This window comes from Kitasatospora sp. CM 4170 (genome assembly GCF_032110285.1).
Lineage (GTDB): Bacteria > Actinomycetota > Actinomycetes > Streptomycetales > Streptomycetaceae > Kitasatospora > Kitasatospora aburaviensis.
Map to the genome: position 1 here is coordinate 5,663,973 of NZ_CP134877.1, position 21,544 is coordinate 5,685,516.

The 21,544-nt window shown below is 74.0% G+C and carries 18 protein-coding genes and 1 tRNA gene; 12 read left to right on the top strand and 7 right to left on the bottom strand.

Annotated elements, in window-relative coordinates; translation table 11 throughout:
- Positions 1-300 precede the first annotated feature (300 nt).
- From RMN57_RS24250 to RMN57_RS37110, 4 genes are all read left to right on the top strand, one after another.
- Positions 301-2,469, top strand: coding sequence for an ATP-dependent DNA helicase UvrD2 (locus RMN57_RS24250; RefSeq protein ID WP_313767943.1), 2,169 nt, complete (start codon positions 301-303; stop codon positions 2,467-2,469).
- Positions 2,470-2,747: 278 nt separating this feature from the next.
- Positions 2,748-3,224 (top strand): hypothetical protein, encoded by a 477-nt coding sequence (locus RMN57_RS24255; protein ID WP_313765435.1) that lies wholly within the window; start codon positions 2,748-2,750, stop codon positions 3,222-3,224.
- Positions 3,225-3,391: 167 nt separating this feature from the next.
- Complete coding sequence (locus RMN57_RS24260) at positions 3,392-3,760, top strand: WhiB family transcriptional regulator (protein WP_380236203.1); 369 nt, start codon at positions 3,392-3,394, stop codon at positions 3,758-3,760.
- A gap of 149 nt (positions 3,761-3,909) precedes the next feature.
- Positions 3,910-4,155 carry a hypothetical protein gene (locus RMN57_RS37110; RefSeq protein WP_380236220.1) on the top strand — a complete coding sequence of 82 codons (246 nt, stop codon included), beginning with the start codon at positions 3,910-3,912 and terminating at the stop codon, positions 4,153-4,155.
- Between the two features lie 128 nt (positions 4,156-4,283).
- Here RMN57_RS37110 and RMN57_RS24270 read toward each other — a convergent pair whose 3' ends face one another.
- The 3 genes from RMN57_RS24270 to RMN57_RS24280 all read right to left on the bottom strand — a co-directional run bounded on the left by RMN57_RS24270 (position 4,284) and on the right by RMN57_RS24280 (position 7,939).
- Positions 4,284-5,624, bottom strand: a complete 1,341-nt coding sequence (locus RMN57_RS24270; protein ID WP_313765437.1) for an AarF/ABC1/UbiB kinase family protein — start codon at positions 5,622-5,624, stop codon at positions 4,284-4,286.
- 123 nt (positions 5,625-5,747) lie between these two features.
- Positions 5,748-6,650: an aminoglycoside phosphotransferase family protein gene (locus RMN57_RS24275; RefSeq protein ID WP_313765438.1), complete on the bottom strand. Its 903-nt coding sequence runs from the start codon at positions 6,648-6,650 to the stop codon at positions 5,748-5,750.
- Between the two features lie 200 nt (positions 6,651-6,850).
- The gene (locus RMN57_RS24280) at positions 6,851-7,939 is read right to left on the bottom strand and encodes a ThiF family adenylyltransferase (protein WP_313765439.1); all 1,089 of its coding nucleotides are present in this window, start codon (positions 7,937-7,939) and stop codon (positions 6,851-6,853) included.
- Between the two features lie 255 nt (positions 7,940-8,194).
- Here RMN57_RS24280 and RMN57_RS24285 point away from each other — a divergent pair, with 255 nt between their 5' ends.
- Entirely contained in the window at positions 8,195-8,926 is a 732-nt protein-coding gene (locus RMN57_RS24285; RefSeq protein ID WP_313765440.1) for a M48 family metallopeptidase, read from the top strand.
- A 116-nt stretch (positions 8,927-9,042) separates the two neighbouring features.
- Here RMN57_RS24285 and RMN57_RS24290 read toward each other — a convergent pair whose 3' ends face one another.
- Both RMN57_RS24290 and RMN57_RS24295 read right to left on the bottom strand, forming a co-directional pair.
- Positions 9,043-9,630, bottom strand: a complete 588-nt coding sequence (locus RMN57_RS24290) for an NUDIX hydrolase (RefSeq protein WP_313765441.1) — start codon at positions 9,628-9,630, stop codon at positions 9,043-9,045.
- On the bottom strand, positions 9,627-11,183 hold the full coding sequence (locus RMN57_RS24295; protein ID WP_313765442.1) for a zinc-dependent metalloprotease: 1,557 nt from the start codon (positions 11,181-11,183) through the stop codon (positions 9,627-9,629). The genes RMN57_RS24290 and RMN57_RS24295 overlap by 4 nt, the downstream gene beginning before the upstream one ends.
- A 209-nt stretch (positions 11,184-11,392) precedes the next feature.
- Here RMN57_RS24295 and RMN57_RS24300 point away from each other — a divergent pair, with 209 nt between their 5' ends.
- From RMN57_RS24300 to RMN57_RS24315, 4 genes are all read left to right on the top strand, one after another.
- Positions 11,393-12,541 (top strand): NAD-dependent epimerase/dehydratase family protein, encoded by a 1,149-nt coding sequence (locus RMN57_RS24300; RefSeq protein ID WP_380236196.1) that lies wholly within the window; start codon positions 11,393-11,395, stop codon positions 12,539-12,541.
- Positions 12,542-12,801: 260 nt separating this feature from the next.
- Entirely contained in the window at positions 12,802-13,242 is a 441-nt protein-coding gene (locus RMN57_RS24305) for a molybdenum cofactor biosynthesis protein MoaE (protein WP_313765443.1), read from the top strand.
- A 182-nt stretch (positions 13,243-13,424) separates the two neighbouring features.
- Entirely contained in the window at positions 13,425-13,613 is a 189-nt protein-coding gene (locus RMN57_RS24310; RefSeq protein ID WP_313765444.1) for a hypothetical protein, read from the top strand.
- Positions 13,614-13,655: 42 nt separating this feature from the next.
- Entirely contained in the window at positions 13,656-14,738 is a 1,083-nt protein-coding gene (locus RMN57_RS24315) for a PDZ domain-containing protein (RefSeq protein ID WP_313765445.1), read from the top strand.
- A gap of 24 nt (positions 14,739-14,762) precedes the next feature.
- Here the strand turns inward: RMN57_RS24315 and RMN57_RS24320 are convergent, their stop codons facing one another.
- Positions 14,763-15,326 carry a PPA1309 family protein gene (locus RMN57_RS24320; protein WP_313765446.1) on the bottom strand — a complete coding sequence of 188 codons (564 nt, stop codon included), beginning with the start codon at positions 15,324-15,326 and terminating at the stop codon, positions 14,763-14,765.
- A gap of 159 nt (positions 15,327-15,485) precedes the next feature.
- On the opposite strand from RMN57_RS24320, the gene RMN57_RS24325 reads away from it, so the two are divergent.
- From RMN57_RS24325 to RMN57_RS24335, 3 genes are all read left to right on the top strand, one after another.
- Entirely contained in the window at positions 15,486-18,515 is a 3,030-nt protein-coding gene (locus RMN57_RS24325; RefSeq protein WP_313765447.1) for a UPF0182 family protein, read from the top strand.
- Positions 18,516-18,571: 56 nt separating this feature from the next.
- A tRNA-Met gene (locus tag RMN57_RS24330) sits at positions 18,572-18,645 on the top strand.
- 584 nt (positions 18,646-19,229) lie between these two features.
- On the top strand, positions 19,230-20,978 hold the full coding sequence (locus tag RMN57_RS24335) for a tetratricopeptide repeat protein (protein WP_380236219.1): 1,749 nt from the start codon (positions 19,230-19,232) through the stop codon (positions 20,976-20,978).
- A gap of 106 nt (positions 20,979-21,084) precedes the next feature.
- On the opposite strand, the gene RMN57_RS24340 is transcribed toward RMN57_RS24335, so the two are convergent.
- Positions 21,085-21,504: a Fur family transcriptional regulator gene (locus tag RMN57_RS24340; protein WP_313765449.1), complete on the bottom strand. Its 420-nt coding sequence runs from the start codon at positions 21,502-21,504 to the stop codon at positions 21,085-21,087.
- Positions 21,505-21,544: the final 40 nt, after the last annotated feature.

Genomic DNA, 21,544 nt, shown 5'->3' on the forward strand with positions numbered 1-21,544 from the left:
TCGGCTCGCTCGTTCGGGCCTCGGCTCGCCTCCGGGGCGCTCCGACCCGGTGCCGACGGTCGGCGCTCCAAGGCCCCTCGTACCTCGGGGCCTCCTCGCTTCTCCCTTTCGGCACCGGCGCGCCCCTTCGGCTCGCTCGGCCGGGTGCGCAGCGATCATCCTGCGATCACACCGCTCCTGTGGACAACTCCTCCCGGGTTGTCCCACCCGGCTGAGAGGATGGAACGCATGCAGGAAGACCTCTTGAGCGGCAGCCCGTTCGACTTCGGCGGTGCCGGGCCCGCCACCGGCCCCGACGCGGTGCTCGCCGGGCTCGACCCCGAGCAGCGGGCCGTCGCCACCGCCCTGCACGGGCCCGTCTGCGTCCTGGCCGGCGCCGGGACGGGCAAGACGCGCGCAATCACCCACCGGATCGCCTACGGCGTGCGCAGCGGCGTCTACCAGCCCGCGCAGGTCCTCGCCGTCACCTTCACCGCCCGCGCGGCGGGCGAGATGCGCGGCCGGCTGCGCCAGCTCGGCGCCGAGGGCGTCCAGGCCCGCACCTTCCACGCCGCCGCCCTGCGCCAGCTCCAGTACTTCTGGCCGCGCGCCGTCGGCGGGCCGGTGCCGCAGCTGCTGGAGCGCAAGGTCCAGCTGGTCGCCGAGGCCGCCGCGCGCTGCGGGCTGCGGGTCCAGCGCACCGAGCTGCGCGACCTCACCGCCGAGGTCGAGTGGGCCAAGGTCACCCAGATCGGGCCCGAGGACTACCCCACCGCGGTGCAGAAGTCGGGCCGCGAGGCCCCGCGCGACCCGGCCGAGACCGCCCAGGTCTACCGCGTCTACGAGGAGACGAAGACCCGCCGCGGCGTCATCGACTTCGAGGACGTCCTGCTGCTGACCGCCGCCATCCTGGAGGACCGGCCGGACATCGCCGACCAGGTCCGCGCCCAGTACCGGCACTTCACCGTCGACGAGTACCAGGACGTCTCCCCGCTCCAGCAGCGGCTGCTCGACCAGTGGACCGGCCCCGACGGCGGGGCCAGCCTCTGCGTGGTCGGCGACGCCAGCCAGACGATCTACTCGTTCACCGGCGCCACCCCCGACTACCTGCTGAACTTCCGCACCCGCCACCCCGAGGCGACGGTGGTCAAGCTGGTCCGCGACTACCGCTCCACCCCCCAGGTCGTTCACCTGGCCAACGGGCTGCTCGCCCAGGCCCGCGGGCAGGCCGCCCGGCACCGGCTGGAGCTGGTCTCGCAGCGCGAGGCCGGCCCCGAGCCGGTGTACACCGAGTACGAGGACGAGCCGACCGAGGCCGAGACCACCGGCCGCCGGATCCAGGAGCTGCTGGCGGCCGGCGTGCGGGCCAGCGAGGTCGCGGTGCTCTTCCGCACCAACGGGCAGTCCGAGGTCTACGAGCAGGCGCTCTCCGACCTCGGCGTCCCCTACCAGCTCAAGGGCGCCGAGCGGTTCTTCGAGCGGCCCGAGGTTCGCGACGCCGGGGTGCTGCTGCGCGGCGCCGCCCGGGCCGGCTCCGACCCGCTCACCGACGGCGCGCCGGGCCTCGCCGCCCAGGTCCGCGCGGTGCTCGCCACCCGCGGCTTCACCGCCGAGCCGCCGGCCGGCTCCGGCGCGGTGCGCGAGCGCTGGGAGTCGCTGGCCGCGCTGGTCCGGCTGGCCGAGGAGTTCGAGCGGGCGCAGACCGCCGCCGGGGGGCCCGCCGACCTCGCCGCCTACGTCGCCGAGCTGGACGCCCGTGCCGCCGCGCAGCACGCGCCGGCCGTCGAGGGCGTCACGCTGGCCTCGCTGCACGCGGCCAAGGGTCTGGAGTGGGACGCCGTCTTCCTGGTCGGCCTCACCGAGGGCACCCTGCCGATCATCTACGCCAAGACCGACGAGCAGGTCGAGGAGGAGCGCCGGCTGCTCTACGTCGGCGTCACCCGGGCCCGCAAGCACCTCTCGCTCTCCTGGGCGCTCTCGCGCTCCCCGGGCGGCCGGGCGAGCCGGAAGCCGACCCGCTTCCTGGACGGGCTGCGCCCGGGGTCCGGCGCACCGGGTGCACGCTCCGGGGGCCGGGGCGGGCGCGGCGGGGTCGAGCCGGGCGAGCGCCAGGCCGGCCGCCGGGTGCGCGGCCCGGTCACCTGCCGGGTCTGCGAGCGGGTGCTCACCGAGGCGGTCGAGCGCAAGCTGCGCCGCTGCGAGAGCTGCCCCTCGACGATGGACGAGGCGCTGTACGAGCGGCTGCGCGAGTGGCGGGCCGGGCAGGCCCGGAAGCAGGGCGCGCCGGCCTACGTCGTCTTCACCGACGCGACGCTGATGGCGATCGCCGAGGACGTCCCCGCGAGCCGGCAGGAGCTGGCGGTGATCTCGGGGGTCGGCGCGATGAAGCTGGACAAGTACGGGGCAGCCGTGCTCTCGTTGTGTGCGGGGGAGGAGCCCGAGGAGGATCCGGTCGACGTCGTGGACGGCGATCCGGGCGAACCGGCCTGAGCCGGTCCTGGGCGATGCGAGTCGGTGCCGTGTGGCGTCCGGGAACTCATCGGGAAACTCGCCGGAAAAATAGTTTGCGCGCCGTACCGGGAGCGCAATAGCCTGCCGGAGCGGTCAAGGGGACGCGATCGCACGGGGTGACGCCCGTGCCATGTCCTCGTGCGCCCGCCGACTTCACTTGCATCACAGAGCTTCACCTGCACCACCGAGACAGACATCCGAACAGTTCGGAGCCCGGGAGACCAGGCTCCGCGAGACGCCGAGAGGAGGCGAAGGCAGTGGAAACCACCATGATCACCAAAATGACTGGCCAGACCGCCGTCGCTGCCTCCCTGCGTGCCGCCCGCCTGCGGGCTCTCGCCGTGCTGGGCGGAACCGGTCTGGGTCTCGACGCCACCGGTGTCTCCGTCGTCCCCGCCTCCCTCGCCTCCGCTGTCAGTGGTCTCGGACACACTGATCTGTGCGGCACGGGCATGGAGCGTGGCATCGGCGGCACCTCTGTCGAGACCGGTCTGTCCCGTGACTGGGCCTCGGTCGAGCTGTCGCGCTCCCTGCGTGATGAGCGACCGACCCAGGCACCGAAGGCGGCCGTAGCCGCCGCCAAGCATGGCGGCTATGCGCAGGTCATCGGTGCCGGAAACGCCCAGAAGCAGAACAAGCAGCAGATCATTACGGCCACGGCCGCCTTTATGGGCGCCACGGCCGTCCGGATGCGGGCCTTCCGCGGGCCTGAACCCTGGAGAGAACGAACCTGAGTCAGCCTCAGGTCGGCACCTCCAGGGCCGCGGAACCCGTCACACCGGGATCCGCGGCCCTTCTGTTTTGTCCGGTACGCAAGACCCCCCAGGCCCCCCGGGGCCTCCGGCCCAGCCCCACCAGTCAGCTGGCCGGACCCACTGAGAAGACGAGGAAGACGCCCACAGTGTCCACGGTCATCACGCCGCCCACCCCGTCCGTACCGACGACAAGTCAGATCACCAAGGCCGACCAGGCCGACCCCCCGGAGGTTTCCCTGATGCAGCTCACCTCGATCGAGCAGGCCGAGGCGCTCGGTCTCCCCATCCCCTGCCGCGCCTTCGACCCGGAGGTCTTCTTCGCGGAGACGCCGGCCGACGTCGAGTACGCGAAGTCCCTCTGCGGCACCTGCCCGGTCAAGGAGGCCTGTCTGGCCGGCGCCCTGGAGCGGCGCGAGCCGTGGGGCGTCTGGGGTGGCGAGCTCTTCGTCCAGGGTGTCGTCGTGGCCCGCAAGCGGCCGCGTGGCCGTCCGCGCAAGACCGAGGTCGCGGCGTGAACCCCGCGCTCGGAGCCGAGGCCGTCCGCCGGGGAGAGCAGCCCCCGCTGGACACCGCCCTCCGCCGCTCCGTGCGAATCGCAGCCGCCAAGGCCGACGCAGCCCGCACCGTCCACTTCCCAGCGCATCACCACGAGCAGGACCACCACATGACCGCCGCCGCCATCGATCCGACCGTCCGCGCCGAGCAGACCACCGAACTTCAGATCCAGAACAGGACCCTCGAAATGCAACTCCTCCACGAATCCCTGGCCCGGGCCCATATGCAAGAGCGCCTCCAGGAGGCCGAGCACGAACGGCTCGTCTCCCGGGTCGTCCGGGCCCGGCGGCTCAAGCAGAAGGCCGAGCGGGCCTCGCTGCGGGCCCGCAAGGCCATCGCCGTCGCGCTGATGTAGCGCCCGGAGCCGGACAGCTCCACCCCCGTCGTGCCGCAGGCCGCCCCCCTCAGTGGGGAGCGGCCTGCGGCCGTGTTTTCGCCCCTCGCCTCAGACGTTCGGGGCGGGCAGTGTGCTCGTCCCTCGGCTCAGACCTTCCGGGCCGGCTCGAACTCGGGGAGCCAGCGCAGCATCTCCGCCCGGAACGGTGCGTTGGCGCCCAGCTGGCAGAGCACCCCGATGGTGCTCAGGGTGACCCGGTGGATCAGCAGGTAGGCCGGGGGCAGGTTGAGCTGCTTGCCCAGGTTGTACGCGGGCGAGCGCGGATCGGCGATCCGGGCCGCCTGGGCCCGCATCCAGGCTCTGGTGAAGTGGAAGGTGTCCACCGTGGCCGGCTCGATGATCGGCAGCAGGTAGTCCAGCACCGCGTCCGGGTCCAGCTCGATCGAGGGCTTGACGAAGCCCTCCTCGCGCAGCATCTCCAGGACGCCCGCCGCGTCGCCGTCCAGCGCCATCCGCAGCGAGGCCCCGATCGGGGCGGGCAGTCCGCCCGGCAGCCGGTCCACGGTGCCGAAGTCCAGCACGCCCAGCCGCCAGCCGGTGGCCGGCCCGGCGTCCTTCAGCAGCCGGAAGTTGCCCGGGTGCGGGTCGGCGTGCAGCAGTCCGGTCCGGGACGGGCCGGCGAACAGGAACCGGGCCAGCAGGTGCCCGGCCCGGTCGCGCTCCTCCTGGGTGCCGCCGGCGATCACCTCGGCCAGCGGGGTGCCGTCCATCCACTCGGTGACCAGCACCTGGTCGGCCTGTGCCACCACCTCGGGCACGACGATGTCCGGGTCCCCGGCGAACTCCTCGGCGTGCCGGCGCTGGGCCTGCGCCTCCAGCTCGTAGTCCAGCTCCTCGGCGACCCGCTCGCGCAACTCGGTGATCAGCGGCTTGATGTCGAGGCCGGGGATCAGCGGCCCGAGCAGCCAGGCCACCCGGCTCAGCTGCGAGAGGTCCGCCAGCAGGGCGTCGCCCGCTCCCGGGTACTGGACCTTGACCGCGACCGTGCGGCCGTCGTGCCAGACGGCCTTGTGCACCTGGCCGATCGACGCGGCGGCGGCCGGCCGGTCGTCGAACTCGATGAAGAGCTTCCGCCAGTCCTTGCCGAGCCGCTCGGCGAGCGCCGCGTGCACCTTGGCCGCGGGCATCGGGGGAGCGGCGTCCTGCAGCTTGGTCAGGGCCGCCCGGTAGGGGCCGGCGACCTCCTCCGGCAGTGCCGCCTCGAAGACGGACAGCACCTGCCCGAACTTCATCGCCCCGCCCTTGAGCTCGCCCAGGACCTTGAACAGCTGGTCGGCGGTGGCCTGCTGGAGCTCGGCCGTCACCACGTCGGCCGACCGGCCGCCGATCCGCTTGCCCAGGCCGAGCGTGGCTCGACCCGCGATCCCCAGGGGCAGGGCGGCGAGCCGTGCCGTGCGGGTCACTGCCTTGCGCGGAAGATCGCTCACCCGGGCCTCCATTCACACGCCCACGGCACCCCGTCGTCGGGGGCCGACCATCACTACGCCATTGTGCCCGCTCACCTCCCCGGCCCCGGCCCGGATCTCCGGACCCGCCGAGCCGGGTGCCGCTCAGCCGAAGCCGGCGACCGCCCGGGTGATCTGGTGCCGGGTGGCGGCGGCCACCCGCGGGTCGGTCGCCGCGTAGTGCTTGTACGCGTTCAGACCGGTGGTCAGCGCCCAGCCGCGGCCGCGCAGCCAGGTGGCGTCGTCGACGCCCAGCGCCGCGCGGAAGGTCTCCCGGGTCGGCGCGTCCAGCAGCGTCCAGGCGATCACCAGGTCGCAGGCCGGGTCGCCGACGCCCAGCCCGCCGAAGTCGATGACCGCCGAGAGCCGCCCGTCGACGGCCAGCAGGTTGCCGGTGTGCAGGTCGCCGTGCACCCAGACCGGCGGCCGGTCCCAGGCGGGCGCCGCGAGGGCGGCCTCCCACACGGCGGTGAGCAGGCCCGCGTCGAAGTCCCCGGCGACGGCGGCGACGGCGTCCCGGGTCAGCACGTCCCGGGTGGCCAGCGGGGCCCCGACGGAGCCGTTGTGCGGCCCGGCGGCCAGGTCGTCGGCCGTCGGGACGGCCTGAAGGGCGGTCAGGAACCCGGCCAGCTGGGCGGCCGTCACCTGCGGGTCGGTGAGGTCCGCCGCGGTCGGCGTGGCGCCGTCCAGCCACCGGGCGACGCACCAGTGCCAGGGGTAGCCGAAGGCCGGGGTGCCCACCGCGAGCGGGACCGGGACCGCCAGCGGCAGCCGCGGCGCGAGCCGGGGCAGCCAGACGTGCTCCTTCTCGGCCTGTCCGGCCGCCCAGTCGCCGCGCGGCAGGCGGACCGCCATGGTGTCGCCGAGCCGGTGGATCACGTGGTCCGAGCCGCCGGGCTCGACACGCCGCAGGGGCAGGTCCGCCCAGTGCGGGAACTGCGCCTGCAGCAGTCGCCGCACGAGTGCGGTGTCGGTCTCGGGGGTGTCGGGCGCGGCCTCGGCCGGCATCGGGCGGTCCTCCCTGGTTCTCTCCGGTCCTCCCTGGTCCCCCTGGCACCATCCGGCCGTCCGACCGTCCTGGCCGACCCGGGCCTGTCCTGGCGCACGGCCCCGGTCGGCCGCGGAAGGTCGTCCCATGGTGGGCGATCCACCCCGGCCCGCGCGACTGTGATTCGCGTCACGGATCCGACGGTGGTCGGGCGAGGGCCTCAGCCCGGCGGCATGGGCTGCCAGAGGCAGCCGCAGTCCGGATGCCCCTTCAGTCGCAGTCGGCGGGCCATGCCGTCCGCCGCCGAGACCTCGCACCAGCCGTTCACGCTGGGCGCGCGGAGGCCGTCGAGGTGGAGCCCGACGTGCAGGGCGGCGATCCCGGCCACCGCGGTGGCGAGCGCCGTGTCGCAGGCCGGGGTGCGGGCCCGGCCGGGGCCCTCGTCGGCGAGCTGGGCGAGCAGTCGCGGCCAGGCCGCGTCCTCGTCCTCGCGGGCGAGCACCAGGCAGTGGCCGCAGGCCGAGCGGCCCGGAACCACCAGCGGGCCGACCACGCCGATCTCCTCGACCACCCCGACGTACAGGTGGGGGACGCCGCCGCGCAGCAGCTGCCGGGCGGCGTGCGTGCCGCCGGCGAAGGCGCCGCTGCCGTCCCGGGGCGCCAGCACCACCAGGTCGGGCGGGCGCCGGTCGGGGGCGCGCCGCGGGCCCGCCGGCGCCCGCCGGGCCGAGGCCCGGTCGACGGCCTCGCGGGCGGCGGTGACGCGCAGCCGCCCGGTGTCGGACGGCGGCAGCCCGGCGGGGGAACAGTCCCCGGGCCGGACCCGGCCGTGGTCCGCCACGGTGACCGTGCCGGTGCCGCCCGCCGCGAGGACGGCGGCGATCGCCGCGCCGACCCGCCCGGCGCCGCGGACCTCCACCCGCCGCTCGGCGCGCCGGGCCAGGACGGCCGGCCCGGCGCCCGGGCCGGAGTGGACGAGCGAGAGGGAGGCGAGGTCGGGGCCGAGCAGCTCCCGGAGCGGCTGCGGGAAGCAGGCCAGCGCGGCGCCCGCGGCGTCCGCGTCGTCGAGCAGCCCGGTCCGCTCCAGGCGGTCGAGCAGGGCGCCGGCCGGCTCCCGCCCGAGGCCCACCCGCTCGCCGGCCTCCAGCAGGGCGGCCCGGTCGCGCGTCCCGTCGAGCAGTTCCAGGAAGTCGCGCAGGGCCGCGTCCACGTTGTCGAGCACCCCGGCGTAGCGCTGGACGGTCCCGAACTGCAGGGTCTCGGAGTCCCGCCAGCCGCGGGAGAGGGCGGGCTTCAGGGTGAGGCGCACGGCGGCCTCCCTTCCGATCGTTTCCGGACGGCTGCCGGCAGCATGCCGGATCGGCCGGGCCCCGTGCGCCGGGTTGTCCACAGGCCCGGCCTCATGATCACAACATCCGTTCGCACGCCCTGTGGATAACCCGCCGGTCGGCCCGGGGTCGGGTTCCGGACACCTGCTGTCGGCTTTTCGTTCCCGATCACTCCACGAAAGATTTCGGCCACGGCAGCGGACTTCTGTCAGTGATACCGGGTAACGTCGTGTGCCATGGCAGCCGAACGGGACTCCCATCCCCCGGCGTCGCGGCGGCGTGCCCGTGCAGCGTCCGGGTCGCAGGTGGCGGCGCCGAGCACGCGCGGGCGCCCGGATCAGCGGCCGAGCTCCGCGGACGCCCCGTCGTCCGCCCCGCACGCGGACGTCCACGCCGACCGGCACCCCGACCGCTCCCGGGTCGAGGTCCGCCGCAGCGCCCGCCGTAGCCGCACCGTCTCCGCGTACCGCGAGGGCGACCGCACCATCGTGCTGATCCCCGCCCGGATGTCGCACGCCGAGGAGCAGCGCTGGGTCGCCCAGATGCTGGAGAAGCTGGCCGCCCAGGAGAGCCGCCGGGTACTCGGCGACGACGCCCTGGCGGCCCGGGCGCGCGAGCTGTCCGCCGGGTACCTCGGCGGCCGGGCCCGGCCGCTGCAGGTCCGCTGGGTCACCAACCAGAACTCGCGCTGGGGCTCCTGCACGCCCAGCGAGCGGACCATCCGGCTCTCCCACCGGCTGCAGGGCATGCCGGAGTACGTCGTCGACTACGTGCTGCTGCACGAGCTGGCCCACCTGCTGGTGCCGGACCACGGGCCCGCCTTCTGGGCGCTGCTGGAGGCCTACCCGCGCACCGAGCGGGCCCGCGGCTACCTGGAGGGCGTGGTGTCGGCGGCACGGCTGCCGCACATCCCCGGGGCCCGGCACGCCGGTCCGCAGGACCCGGATCCCGCCGCCTCCTGCGGCTGACGCGGGCCGGCCCGGCTGAGCCGCCCGGGCCGACTGAGCCGGGGCCGACCGCCCGAACACGCGGAAGGGGCGCGGACCGTACAGTCCGCGCCCCTTCGCCGTGTCGCGCCCCGGCGTCAGCCGGTCAGCTTCCGGGCCCGCGCCACCAGGTCACGCACCGAGTGGTCGGTCAGCTCGGGCAGGCGGTCGTAGTCGAACCAGCGCAGGTCCAGCGACTCCTCGCTGATCAGCGCCTGCGCCCCGGGCGGGGCGACCGCGATGTACTGGACGTCCAGGTGGGTGTTCTCCGGCTGGTCCTTGCCGGTGCAGCGGACCTGGTGCCGGTCGAGCTTGGCCGGCACCGGCAGGCCGTCCACGGCCAGCAGCACCAGGTCCGGGATGCCCGACTCCTCGGTGGCCTCGCGCAGCGCGGCCGAGGCCAGGTCGCGGTCGCCCGGCTCGCAGTGGCCGCCCATCTGCAGCCACCGGCCGACCTTGGGGTGCAGCGTGAGCAGCACCCGCCCGGCGGCCGGGTCGATGACCGCGGCGCTCGCGGTGACGTGCGCGGGCAGGCAGGAGCGGAACAGGCCCTCGGGCTGCTCGGCGAGGTGGGCGAGGTAGTCCCGGCGCAGCAGCTCCTGCTCCGGGTCGGCCGGGCGCCAGCGGCCCAGGGTGTCGACGGCGTCCGCGTGCAGGGCGGAGGAGCCCGTCTCGGTGAGCGTCATGCGGTGGGCTCGCCCTTTCCGTCCTCGTCGTCCTTCTTCTGCAGGTCCGGCTTCCCGGTGCCCGGCTCGGCCGGCTTCGAGGTGCCGGACGCGCCGCCCGCGGCGGCCTCGCCGAGAAGCTTGTCGATCGCGGCGAAGTCGATGCCGCCCTCCAGGCCGTCGGCCGAGTCCCGGTGCACGAAGGCGTCCGGGTCGTCCAGGTCGGCCGCGGTGGGGAGCATGTCGGGGTGCTGCCAGAGGTCGTCGCGGCCCTCGATGCCCCGGGCGTCGGCGAGCAGCGCCCAGAGCCGGGAGGCGTCGCGCAGCCGGCGCGGGCGCAGCTCCAGGCCGACCAGGGTGGCGAAGGTCTGCTCGGCGGGCCCGCCGGCCGCACGGCGGCGGCGGACGGTCTCGCGCAGCGCCGCGGCCTGCGGCAGGTGCGGCTCGGCGGCGGCGTGGACGACCGCGTCGACCCAGCCCTCGACCAGCGCCAGGGCGGTCTCCAGCCGGGCGAGCGCGGCCTTCTGCTCGGGGGTGTCCTCGGGCTGGAGCAGGCCGCCGGCCAGGGCCTCCTGGAGCGCCTCGGGGTTGCTCGGGTCGAGCTGGCCGACCAGCTCCTCCATCCGGGAGGTGTCGACCTTGATGCCGCGGGCGTAGGCCTCGACGGCGCCGAACAGGTGGGCGCGCAGCCACGGCACGTGGGCGAAGAGGCGCTGGTGGGCGGCCTCGCGCAGGGCGAGGTAGAGGCGGACCTCGTCGGCGGGGACGTTCAGGCCCTCGCCGAACTCGGCGATGTTCTGCGGCAGCAGCGCGGCCCGGCCGGCCGGGGCGAGCGGGAGGCCCACGTCGGTCGAGCCGACCACCTCGGCGGCCAGCGCGCCGAGCGCCTGGCCGATCTGGGTCCCGAACATGGCGCCGCCCATGGAGCGCATCACGCCCATCAGCGGGCCGGCCACGGCCTGCATCTCCTCGGGCAGCACGCCGCCCATGGCGTTGCCGACGCGCTCGGCGACCGGGTCGACGAGGTCCTTCCAGACCGGGAGGGTGGCCTCGATCCACTCGGCGCGGCTCCAGGCGACGGCGGTGCCGGCGCCGGAGGGGAACTCGGTGGCGCCGTCGAGCCAGAGGTCGGCGAGGCGCAGGGACTCGTCGACGGCGGAGCGCTCGGCCGCGCTCACCGACCGGTCCTTGCTCTTGCCCTCGGCGGGCTCGGCCACCACGGTCTGCCGGGCGATGTCCTTGGCGAGGTCCCAGTTCACCGGGCCGCCCTCGAACGAGAGCATCTGCCCGAGCTGCTGGAACGCGGCGCCGAGGTCGTTGGGGTTGAGGCCGCCGAACATCGCCGCGAACGGGTTGTCGGCGCCGCCGGGCGTGCCGGGGGCACCGGGGCCGCCGGGCATGCCCATCCCGAACAGCGCGCCGAACGGGTTCCCGCCGGCGAAGCCGAACGACTGCGGGCCGCCCTGCTCCTTCTTCTGCTCGTCGCCGGGCCCGCCCTTGGCGTCCTCGGGCTTGGCCTTTCCGTCCTCGGGCTCCTCTGGCGGAACGCCGAATCCGAAGGGAAGGTCGCTCACGGGGTCCTCGATCCGGTCGGCCGTCATGCGGGTGGTGGCGGTAGGTCTGCGGGCCCGGGGCGGTCGGCGGAGCGGGGGGACTCGCGGCCGGTGGGCGGCTCCCGCGCGGCTGGTCCGCGCCGGGTGCACCGCCGGGCCTCCGCCTCGGGCAGGATGGACGTACGTGACACACGTACGTACGCACATAAGCTAACCGTGGAGGATGGCCGGTGAGTTCCCCGCCTTCGGACGTTCGCTCTGGGCTGACCGGAGGAGAGGACGCCCCGGACACCACGGCGTCGCCGCCTCCAGCCTACGGCGGAAGGCCGCTGACCGTGGCCGTCACGGGTGCCGCAGGGGTGCTCGGCGAGCGCGTCGCGGCCCGCCTGGTGGCCTCGCCCGGGGTCAAGAAGGTCCTCGCGGTCGACGACCGCCGGGGCGAGGTGCCGGGTGTGCAGTGGCGCATTCTCGACGTTCGCGACCCCGCGGTGGCCGAGCGGCTGTCCGGCGTGGACGTGGTGGTCCACCTGGCGATGGACCTCGGGATGGAGTCCGACCCGCGCGCCCGCAGCGCCTACAACGTGCGCGGCGCGCAGACCGTGCTGACCGCCGCCGCGGCGGCCGGCGTGCACCGGGTCGTGCTCTGCACCTCGGCGATGGTCTACGGCGCGCTGGCCGACAACGAGGTGCCGCTGGCCGAGGACTCCGAGCTGCGGGCCACCGAGGAGGCCTCGCTGGTCGGGGACCTGCTGGAGATCGAGCGGCTGGCCCGGCGGGCCCCGCGCGCCCACCCGGGCCTGCAGGTGACGGTGCTGCGGCCGGCCGTGGTGGTCGGGCCGGGCGTCGACACCGTGCTGACCCGGCACTTCGAGGCGCCGAGGCTGCTGGTGGTGGCCGGTTCGCGGCCGTGCTGGCAGTTCTGCCACGTGGACGACCTGGCGGCGGCGCTGGAGTACGCGGCGCTCGGGCTGGTCGAGGGGGAGGTGACGGTCGGCTGCGACGGCTGGCTGGAGCAGGAGGACGTGGAGCGGCTGTCGGGCATCCGGCGGATGGAGCTGCCGGCCTCGCTGGCGCTCGGCACCGCGGCCCGGCTGCACCGGCTCGGCCTGACCCCCGCACCGGCGGGGGACCTCGCCTACACCATGTACCCGTGGGTGGTCTCCGGCAGCCGGCTGCACGAGGCGGGCTGGCGGCCGCTCTACAGCAACGAGCAGGTGCTGGCCGAACTGCTGGCCCAGGTGTCGGGCAAGCACGCGGTGGCCGGGCGCCGGCTGGGCGGCAAGGAGGCCGCCACCAGTCTGGGTGCGGCCGGGGCGACGGTGGCGCTGGTCGGTACGGCGGCGCTGGTCCGGCGGGCGCGCAAGCGGCGCCGCTTCTGAGCCGGCCCGCCGGGGCCCGGCGGGCCGGGCCCGCCCGCCGGTTCCCGCCCGCCTGAGCCTCCCGCCGGAGCTCCCCCGCTGCCCCGGACCGCGGGGCCCCACGGTCCCGCGGCCCCCACGGCCCCGCGGTGCATTTCGCGCGCGCTCCGGGCCCCGGCGCGCGCCCGAAAACCGCTCCCGCTTCTCACGATGCGAAATTTCGCAATCGTGATACGGAAGCCCCTTGCCCGAACCCGCTCGGGATGGGGAATCATGGGGGCATGTCCGAGAACCACGACCCCATCCGCCTGCTCGCCGTCCGCGACACCCCGCTCTCGCTCGACGAGGTGTACGAGGCGGTTGGCGACGACGCGGCCGGCGGCACGACCGTCTTCGTCGGGACGGTCCGTGACCACGACGGCGGCAAGTCGGTGGCCGCGCTGGAGTACAGCTGCCACCCCACGGCCGAGCAGGAGATGCGCCGGATCGCCGAGAAGGTCGTCGCCGACTTCCCGGTCAAGGCGCTCGCCGCGGTGCACCGCATCGGACGGCTGGAGATCACGGACAAGGCCGTGATCGTCGCCGTCTCCTGCGCCCACCGGGGTGAGGCCTTCGCCGCCGCCCGCCGGCTGATCGACGACCTCAAGCACGAGGTGCCGATCTGGAAGCACCAGGTCTTCTCCGACGGCGAGGAGGAGTGGGTCGGCGCCGGAAGCTGCTGACCTGCCCGAACACCGTCGGCACGCAGGCGCGCCGGGCGCTCACTCGAACGGGTGTGGGCCGCTGCGCCGAATACTCCTTGGCAGTGAGCCGATCGGCTGTCCCGTAACCCGGACGGCGCCGTCCGCGTTGTCCGGCGGGGTGGTTAATCTGCTCATAGACACGACGAGCTGGGAGTACTGACATGGCTGTGCTCGCCTGGTTGATCATTCCGGTTGTCGCCGCGCTGCTCGCCACCGTCTGGGCTGGCTGGGCCCAGCGGGCTCCGCGGGCCACCGGGGACCCCGCCTCCCTCGCCGAACACCGGCGCTTCATGGCCGCGATGGAACGCACCACCGCCGACGCCGGGCGGGGCGAGGGCTCGGGCCGGTAGCCCGGGGGGCGCCGCGTCACCCGCGTCCCGTACTGTCGAGGCATGCCACGCCGCTCTGCGACGATGCTCGCCGCCACCCTGCTGCTCATAGCGCTGCTCTGCGTCTCGGTGCTGATGAAGGTGCCGTACACCGAGATGAGCCCGGGGCCGACGTACAACACGCTCGGCGTGCAGGAGAAGACGGGCACACCGGTGATCACCGTCACCGGCCACGAGTCCTACCCGGTGAGCGGGCACCTCAACATGACCACCGTCCAGGTCACCGGGGCCAAGTACGAGCCCAGCCTGGTCAACGCGGTGGTCGGGTGGCTGCGGGACGACGTCCTGGTGGTGCCGCACGACAACGTCTACCCGAAGGGGCAGACGGACGCGGACGCGAAGAAGCAGAACGCCGAGGAGTTCGCGCTCTCCGAGGACCACGCGCGCACGGCGGCGCTCACCCAGCTCGGCATCCCGGTCGGCAACGAGCTGATCGTCCAGTCGGTCACCGCCGGTGCCCCGGCCGAGGGCCGGCTGCACGCCGGCGACCGGATCGTCGCCGTCGACGGCGCGCCGGTGACCGACGCGGAGGGCGTGGCCAAGGCCGTCACCAAGCACCAGCCCGGCGAGTCGGTGGTCTTCACCGTGGTGCCGATGGCCAAGGACGCCGCCAAGACCGATCCGTCGGCGGCCCGCACCGACATCACCGTGCCGACCGTGAAGTCCCCGGACACCGGCAGCGCGATGGTCGGCATCCGCCCCGGCGTGCGGCACACCTACCCGTTCCAGATCGACATCGGCCTGCAGGACGTGGGCGGGCCCAGCGCCGGGCTCATGTTCTCGCTCGGCATCATCGACAAGCTGACGCCCGAGGACCTCACCGGCGGCCGGTTCGTCGCGGGCACCGGCACCATCGACGACGCCGGCAAGGTGGGCCCGATCGGCGGGATATCGATGAAGCTGATCGCCGCCCGGGACGCCGGGGCCGAGTACTTCTTCACCCCGGCCGCGAACTGTGCCGAGGCCGGCAAGAACACCCCGTCCGGGCTGACCCTGGTCAAGGCCGAGACGCTGGACGGCGCGCTGAAGTCGCTGGAGCAGATCCGCTCCGGCCAGACCTCCGCGCTGCCGTCCTGCGCCAAGTAGCCGGGCGGCCCCGGCCGTCCGGGATCAGGCGAAGGTCGCCAGCAGGGCCTCGGTCAGGCCCGGCACCAGGTCGGGGCCGGTCAGCACCTCGCGGGCGGCATCCTTCGACCGCAGCCGCAGGGCGATCTCCTTCTTGCCGTCGCGCAGCACGGCGGCGGTGATCCGCACCTCCTCGCGCTTGGGGTGGTTGGCCACCCACTCGGCGAGCTGGGCGTCGCTGGCGTTGCGCGGGCGGGACTGCTCGGAGCCCGGCGGCAGCATGAGCCGCTCGACCACCAGGGCGCAGCCGGCCACGGCGTCGGGCCAGGCGATGGTGCCGAGGAACTTGTCGAGCTCCATGCCGGCCGGCAGCTCGTCCTGCTCGACCGGGGTGAGGCCGGCCTCGTCGCTCTCGCCGAGGCCGAGCTGCTTCGCGATCCGGGGGTCGGCCTTGCGCAGCGCGGCGCTGTCCACCAGGGCGAACAGGCGGGCCGGGAGGTCCCAGCCGAGGGTGGCGGCGTACTCGTCGATCTCCAGGGCGGCCCGGGTCAGCGGGCTGGCGGCCGGGAGCTTGGAGACGTCGTCGGGGGAATTGGAGACATCGGACATGCCTCAATCCTCACACGCCGGTGCCCCCGGGCGGCGCCACGGCGCCCGCGGGGGCGGAGTAACCGTCTGCTAACGGTGGGAACTCGGCCAAAGCCTGGTTTAGTTTCACTGACGACCGACTCCAGACGACACAGCCGAGGTGCCACCGTGGTCTTCCAGATGCCGGAACGCTCAGGGCCGGGATTCCGGCGAAGGGTAGGCCCGCCCTCCCGGCGTGCGCGGGTGCTCCTGCTGACCCTGGGCGTACTCGCGGTGCTGTTCCTGCTGTTCGTCATGTTCTCCGGGTTCTGGACGGACTGGCTCTGGTTCAAGTCGGTCCACTACTCCTCGGTGTTCACCACCCAGCTGTGGACGAAGATCGGCCTGTTCGCCGTCTTCGGCCTGTTCATGGCGGTGATCGTCGGCTTCAACCTCTGGCTGGCGCACCGGCTGCGGCCGCCGCTGTCGGCGATGTCGGTGGAGCAGCAGAGCCTGGACCGCTACCGGTCCGGGCTGGCGCCGTTCAAGCGCTGGACGCTGATCGGGATCTCGCTGGTGATCGGTCTGGTGGCCGGCGCCGCGGCCTCCGGCCAGTGGCGGACCTGGCTGCTCTGGACCAACGGGACGTCCTTCGGCGTGAAGGACGCGCAGTTCGGCATGGACGTCTCCTTCTACGCCTTCGAGCTGCCGTTCTACGAGTTCGTGCTCGGCTTCGCGTTCAGCGCGGTGATCGTCTCGCTGCTGGCCTCGGTGCTGGTGCACTACCTGTACGGCGGCCTGCGGCTGCAGGGCCCGGGCCGCCGGGCCAGCGCCGGTGCGCAGGGCCACCTCGCGGTGCTGCTCGGCGTCTTCGTGCTGCTGAAGGCGGCGGCGTACTGGCTGGACCGGTACGCGCTGGCGGTGAAGACCGGCTCGTACAAGGGCGTCGGCGGCTGGACCGGTCTGCGCTACGTGGACGCCAACGCGTTCCTGCCGGCCAAGACCATCCTCTTCTTCGTCGCGATCATCTGCGCGGTGCTCTTCTTCCTGACCCCGATCCGCCGCACCTGGGCCCCGGCCCTGATCGGCCTCGGGCTGATGGTGCTGTCGGCGGTGCTGATCGGCGGGGTGTACCCGGCGATCGTGCAGCAGTTCCAGGTCAAGCCGAACGAGCAGGCCAAGGAGACGCCGTACATCCAGAAGAACATCGACGCGACGCGGCAGGCGTACGGGATCGCGGACAGCCAGGTCAGCACGTACAACCCGGCGAACGCGACCAACGCGGACGCGCTGAAGCCGGACGCCCAGACCATCACGGACATCCGGCTGCTCGACCCGAACGTGGTCGGCCCGACGTTCCAGCAGAACGAGGCGAAGCGGAAGTACTACGCCTTCCCCAAGTCGCTGGACGTGGACCGGTACGGCGCCCAGGACACCGTGCTGGGCGTGCGCGAGCTGGACCTCAACGGCATCCAGCGGAACTGGATCAACGACCACTTCAACTACACCCACGGCTACGGCGTGATCGCTGCCAAGGGCAACCAGGTGGACTCCAACGGCAACCCGGTCTACACCGAGTCCGCGCTGCCCACCAAGGGCGCGTTCGGCCCGTACCAGCAGCGGGTCTACTACGGCGAGAAGACCACGACGTACTCGATCGTCGGCGGCGGTTACCAGGACATCGACTACACCGCCGAGGACGGCACCCCGGTGCACTCCACCTACGACGGCGGCAGCGGCGTCTCGCTGTCCAACCCGCTCACCCGGGCCGCGTACGCGGTGAAGTTCGCCGAGCCGCAGATCCTCTACTCCAGCGCGATCAAGGACGGCGCGAAGGTCATCTACGACCGCACCCCCAAGGAGCGGGTCGAGAAGGTCGCGCCCTGGCTGTCGATCGACGCCGACCCGTACCCGGTGGTGCAGGCGGGCCCCGACGGCCAGCCGGGCAAGGTGGTCTGGGTGCTGGACGGCTACACCACCTCGGACGGCTACCCGTTCTCCTCCAAGACGACGCTGGGCGACGTCACCAAGGACTCGCTGACCAACCAGCGCGGTGAGCTGCTGACCGCCGCCAACCAGGTCAACTACATCCGCAACTCGGTCAAGGCCACCGTGGACGCGTACACCGGCGAGGTGACGCTCTACCAGTGGGACGAGAACGACCCGGTGCTGAAGACCTGGATGAAGGCGTTCCCGGACACCGTCAAGGCGAAGGCCGAGATCCCGGACACGCTGATGCCGCACCTGCGCTACCCGCAGGACATGTTCAAGGTGCAGCGCGACCTGCTCGCCGAGTACCACATGACCGACGCGGGCGGCTTCTTCAACGGCACCGACATCTGGCAGGTGCCGGCGGACCCGACCACCAACTCCAACGAGGTCCAGCCGCCGTACTACCTGACGGTCCGGATGCCCGACGCCAAGGCCGCGAGCTTCTCGCTCACCACGTCGTTCACGCCGAGCGGGCGCGACAACCTGGCCGCCTTCATGTCGGTCAGCGCCGACCCGGGCCCGGACTACGGGAAGATCCGGATCGCCAAGATGGAGACCGACTCCCGGGCGCTCGGGGCGAAGCAGGTGCAGGCGAAGTTCAACTCGGACCCGCTGGTGGCCAACCAGCTCACCCTGCTGAAGACCGGCACCGACTCCGACATCGAGTACGGCAACCTGCTGACCCTGCCGGTCGGCGGCGGCCTGCTCAACGTCGAGCCGGTCTACCTGATCGGCCGCAGCGCCAAGGTGCCGGTGCTGAAGAAGGTGCTGGCGACCTACGGCAACGAGAACGCGGTGGTCGCGGTCGAGGACAACCTGGAGAAGGCGCTGGCCAAGGTGCTGGGCGGTGCGGTGACCGGGGCTTCGGTCACGCCCACCGCGCCCGGCACCACCACGCCGACCACGCCCACCACCCCGACCACGCCCACCACCCCGACCACGCCCACCACTCCGACCACCCCGACCCCCGGGGCCCCGGTCACGCCCGAGCTGCAGAAGGCGATCGTGGACGTGCTGAAGGCGCAGAACGACGCCGACAACGCCGCCAAGGCGGGGGACTGGGTGGCCCTCGGCCAGGCGCAGAAGGCGCAGAGCGAGGCGGCCAAGGCGCTGGCCGCGGCCCAGCAGAAGGCCGGCCTCGCCCCCTCGGCGACGCCGTCCGCGGCGGCGACCCCGACGGGCACGCCGAGCGCCGCGCCGAGCACCGCCCCGACGGGCACGCCGACCGCGAGCCCCTGAGCAGCGACAACCGATTCCTGTTCCACCTCGCACCCGTGCTATGGTTTAACCACCGACGCGGGGTGGAGCAGCTCGGTAGCTCGCTGGGCTCATAACCCAGAGGTCGCAGGTTCAAATCCTGTCCCCGCTACTCAGTAGCACGAAGGCCCGGAGGATCTCCTCCGGGCCTTCGTCGTTCCCCCGTGTCGTCACCGGGGGGAGTGTGGGCCCGCTCCGGTACTATCGACCGTCGCCAACGACGCCGGCATCGGGGTTTGTGGGACCGAACTGTCGGGAAATCGACAAAGCGCCGAAGCAATTCCGTCGGCTTCGGGTCCGCCCCGCCGAATTCGGCCGGGGCAGGTGTACGCGGGTTGCGGGTGATGCGACGATGGGACACGTGGGGGACGTTGCGCGGCCGCTGACCGGCCGTCGGTTCGGGCACGTCGCCTCGGGGTCCCGCCGGCCGCAGGCTGGGGGATGCTGCCGCGACACTCTGGGGGAGCGGGAGTCGGCATGAGGCTGATCGGCAGGAACGGACCAGGAGCCAAGCCCGCTGCGGCCACCGAGGCGGACACCGACGCCTGGGCGGAGAGCCCCGAGAACCACCCCGGCGCCCTGCCCGCGCAGCGCACCAGCGGACTGTCCGAGCGCCGGCCGAGCGGCTACGGCCCCGACAGCCTGGTGCACGTCTCCGCCCGTCACTTCACCGCCGCCATCGGCCCGTACGGTGCGATGACCGAGCCGGCCGACGGCGCGGACGCGGCCGGCTCGGACGGGATCGACTCCACCAGCTTCGAGACCGCGCTGGCCGCGCGCGAGCAGGCCGCCCTGGAGGCCCGGCACCGTCAGGCCGCCGACGACGGCGACCCGGAGGCCGCCAGCCGGCTGGGCACCCTGCTGCTGCGCCGCGGCGACCTGGAGGACGCCGAGCCGTACCTGCGCAGCGCCGCCGCGGCCGGGCTGCGTGCCGCCGCCAACAACCTCGGGGTGCTGCTGCACCAGCAGGGCCACCGGGCCGAGGCCGCGCAGTGGTGGCGGCAGGCCGCGGTGGCCGGCAGCGCGCCCGCCGCGCACGCGCTCGGCCTGCAACTGCGGGACCAGGGCGAGGAGGAGGCCGCCGAGTACTGGCTGCACTTCGCCGCCGACCACGGCCACCCGCTGGGCGCCTACGCCCTGGGCGACCTGATGGAGCACCGGCGGGACGTGCGCGCCGAGCGCTGGTTCAAGGTGTCCGCGGACGCCGGGCACCGGGAGGCCGCCTACCGGCTGGCCCGGATGCGCGAGGCCGCCGGGGACAAGGAGACCGCCGAGACCTGGTACCGCACCGCCGCCGCGCGCAGCCACGCCCGCGCCGCGCTGCGGCTCGGCGTGCTGCTGGAGGAGCGCGCCCGGACCGACGAGTCGCTGCTCGACGAGGCCGCCCGCTGGTACCGGCAGTCGGCGCAGAACGGCGAGCCGCGCGCGGCCTGCGCGCTGGGCTTCCTGCTGCGCGACGCCGGCGACCTCGCCACCGCCGCCGAGTGGTGGCAGGAGGCCGCCGAGGCCGGCGACGGCAACGCGGCCAACGCGCTGGGGGCGTTGCACGCCTCCCGCGGCGAGGACGCCGAGGCCGAGCGCTGGTACCGCAGCGCGCTGGACGCCGGCGACCAGAACGGCGCCTTCAACCTGGGCCTGCTCTGCGCCGGCGCCGGGCGCGACCAGCAGGCCGAGCAGTGGTACCGCCGCGCCGCGTACGCCGGGCACCGGGAGGCCTGCAACGCGCTGGCCGTGGTGCTGCTCCAGCGCGGGGACGAGTCCGGCGCGGAGCCGTGGTTCTCCAAGGCCGCCGAGGCGGGCAGCGTGGACGGCGCGTTCAACCTCGGCGTCCTGCACGCCGGGCGGGGCGAGCACCGGCAGGCGCAGGAGTGGTACGCGCGGGCCGCGGCCGAGGGCCACGGCGAGGCGGCGCTGCAGCTCGCGGTAGTCCAGGAGCAGCGCGGCAACCTGACGGGGGCGCTGGACCGCTACCGGCAGGCGGCGGCCGGCGGTTCGGCCGAGGGCGCGTTCCGGCTGGCCTCGGTGCTGGACCGGCGCGGCGACGCGGACGAGGAGGCCGAGCACTGGTACGCGGTGGCGGCCGACGCCGGCCACCGCCGGGCGCAGGTGCGGATGGGCGTACGGGCGGCGGAGCGCGGCGCGCTGGAGATCGCGGAGAGCTGGTACCGGCGGGCCGCCGAGGCGGGCAGCCGCAGCGCGGCGTTCAACCTGGGCCTGCTGCTGGCCCGACAGGACAGCGAGCCCGAGGCGATGCTCTGGTACACCCGGGCCGCCGACGCCGGCCACGGCCGGGCGGCGCTGCGGCTCGCCCTGCTGGCGCTGCGCCGGGGCGAGCCGGTGCAGGCGGAGAACTGGTGCCGCCGGGCCGCGGACTACGGGCCGGCGGAGGTCGCCGAGCGCGCCGGCCGGCTGCTGGGCGCGCTGCACGCCGAGCTGAGCGCCTGACGGGCGGTCGGGGCGCGGGCCGTCAGGGCCGGGGCGACGTCCGTCCGGTCGCGGCGCAGGCCGCCCGAGGTCGGCGCGTGGGCCGCCAGGGACGGCGCGTGGGCGGTCAGGGTCTGTTCGTACAATCCGGGCAGAGCCCGCGGTAGGTGATCTCGGCTCCGGAGAGGGCGAAGCCGAACCGCTCGGAGTCGGGCAGCGCGGCCAGCGGGTCGCCCTGTGGGTGGACGTCGCGGATCGCGCCGCAGCCGGAGCAGACCAGGTGCTGGTGGGCGTGGTGCGCGTTGGGGTCGTACCGCTTGGCCCGGCCGTCCGTGGCGACCTCCAGGACCTCGCCGAGGCAGACCAGCTCGCCAAGCGTGTTGTAGACCGTCGCGCGGCTGATCTCGGGCAGCCGCTCCACGGCGCGGGCGTGCACCTCGTCCGCGGTGAGGTGCACGTGTTCACCGTTCAGGACCTCGGCCACGACCCGGCGCTGCGAGGTCAGCCGCCACCCACGTCCGCGAAGTCGTTCCAGCAGGTCAGTCATGGCTACAGGGTAAGTGAAGCTCCGAGATTGGTTCCAGTGT

Bases quoted from the DNA above. Each gene is read 5' to 3' on its own strand.
- RMN57_RS24325 (WP_313765447.1), top strand. From the start codon at position 15,486: ATGCCGGAACGCTCAGGGCCGGGATTCCGGCGAAGGGTAGGCCCGCCC.
- RMN57_RS24320 (WP_313765446.1), bottom strand. From the start codon at position 15,326: ATGTCCGATGTCTCCAATTCCCCCGACGACGTCTCCAAGCTCCCGGCC.
- RMN57_RS24315 (WP_313765445.1), top strand. From the start codon at position 13,656: ATGCCACGCCGCTCTGCGACGATGCTCGCCGCCACCCTGCTGCTCATA.
- RMN57_RS24275 (WP_313765438.1), bottom strand. From the start codon at position 6,650: ATGCCGGCCGAGGCCGCGCCCGACACCCCCGAGACCGACACCGCACTC.
- RMN57_RS24290 (WP_313765441.1), bottom strand. From the start codon at position 9,630: ATGACGCTCACCGAGACGGGCTCCTCCGCCCTGCACGCGGACGCCGTC.
- RMN57_RS24340 (WP_313765449.1), bottom strand. From the start codon at position 21,504: ATGACTGACCTGCTGGAACGACTTCGCGGACGTGGGTGGCGGCTGACC.
- RMN57_RS24335 (WP_380236219.1), top strand. From the start codon at position 19,230: ATGACCGAGCCGGCCGACGGCGCGGACGCGGCCGGCTCGGACGGGATC.
- RMN57_RS24285 (WP_313765440.1), top strand. From the start codon at position 8,195: ATGGCAGCCGAACGGGACTCCCATCCCCCGGCGTCGCGGCGGCGTGCC.
- RMN57_RS24310 (WP_313765444.1), top strand. From the start codon at position 13,425: ATGGCTGTGCTCGCCTGGTTGATCATTCCGGTTGTCGCCGCGCTGCTC.
- RMN57_RS24305 (WP_313765443.1), top strand. From the start codon at position 12,802: ATGTCCGAGAACCACGACCCCATCCGCCTGCTCGCCGTCCGCGACACC.
- RMN57_RS37110 (WP_380236220.1), top strand. From the start codon at position 3,910: ATGACCGCCGCCGCCATCGATCCGACCGTCCGCGCCGAGCAGACCACC.